Source organism: Mesorhizobium sp. M7A.F.Ca.CA.004.04.2.1 (assembly GCF_004022825.1).
Taxonomy (GTDB): Bacteria; Pseudomonadota; Alphaproteobacteria; order Rhizobiales; family Rhizobiaceae; genus Mesorhizobium.
Genome location: NZ_RZPH01001342.1, coordinates 1 through 1,276, shown reverse-complemented (window position 1 = coordinate 1,276; position 1,276 = coordinate 1). Strand labels below are relative to the sequence as shown.

At 68.3% G+C, this 1,276-nt stretch carries 1 protein-coding gene and 1 pseudogene; both read right to left on the bottom strand.

Features of this window, described 5'->3' with window-relative positions:
• Window positions 1-736: pseudogene (locus EN893_RS34400) on the bottom strand (peptidase S8); the annotation flags it as partial.
• The coding region (locus EN893_RS34395) for an anti-sigma factor (RefSeq protein ID WP_128362185.1) at window positions 726-1,276 on the bottom strand (551 nt) is incomplete at its 5' end. The pseudogene EN893_RS34400 and the gene EN893_RS34395, both read right to left, overlap by 11 nt.

The following is a 1,276-nucleotide window of genomic DNA, read 5'->3' as shown; positions in this document are numbered from 1 at the left end:
TGGTGTCGTCGATGCCAGTGTCGATCACCGCGATGCGGACGTTTTCGCCGCTGGCCTGCTTGGCATCGAGCGCGATACGATCGAACGCATAGTTGACGATGCCGGCGGCCTGCTGCAGCGAATAGACATGGTTGGGCTCGCGCCGCTGGGTGCGGCCGTCGGCGGCCAGTTGCGCCAGCACGACGCCGACGGGCCGGCCGTCGGGAATGCCGAAGCGCACAAGCGTGGTGCCAAGCAGAAGCGACTGGCGCTGCGAGCGCACCTGCAGGCCGAAAGAAGCGGCGATCTGCTGGACGGCGCCGGCATCGCCGTCGACGGTCACCAGCACCTCGTCGGGCACGAAATCGCCGACCACCGCGCGCGGCGGCTGAACGGCAATGAGATCGGTCGGCGAGACGATCGGGCCACCGGGCGGGGGGCCGGCTTGGTTATCGGCAGGCGGCGTCGCGGGTGCCGGCCGTGGCGTCGGCACAGGGGTCGGAGGCGCCGCCGGGTTAGGAAACAGGTCGACGATCAGCGCCGGCAGGAAGACGGCGCCGGATTGGCCTGCGTCCGATCCGCCCTTTGTGTCGCTGCCATCCTTGGCGCAGTCGGCTCCCGCCGCATTGGTCCCATCGCCGCAGTCGATTTGCGTCCGATCAGGATTGGCGCTGCTGGTCTGCGCCGACGCGGGCACGGCGATCGCCATCGCCGTCGCAAGCACTGCCGCAAATCGAATGACCGCCTCAGCCGCCATCAACCGGTTTCCTTCCCTCGATCACAGTTTCCGCGAAGGGCTGGGCGGCAATGAGGCCGATTTGCTTGGTGTAGTCGGCTGCGTTGGCAGCCGGGATGCCAAGCCGGAACACGCCGTCGGCGGTCGGTCCGCCGACGATCTTCATGCCGTTGCTGCCGAGGAAGGCGGATATGTCCGACATCCTGGCATCCGGCTTGAACTTGACCAGCGCGAACGGCATTTTCGCCGGATCGTTTTCCGCGCCGGCAATCTCGAAATCATTGCCCTTGCCGCCGGGTTCGACAAACGACTGCACCATGACCAGGGCCAGCAGAACCGCGGCTGCCGCCCAGGCGACACCGACCGGCACCGCCATGAAGCGGCCCCAGGCCTGCGCCAGCCAGGACGATCCTGCCGGCTTGCGCGCAGGCCCGGCCTCGGCGTCGAGTGCCTTGGCAAAGCGGCTGAGCGCATCGGCCGGCGGCCGGATTGCTTCGTTGGCGGCCGTGGCGCCGGAGAATTCGGCTTCAGCCTCGCCAAGGGCGGCAAGTGCGGCCGGAT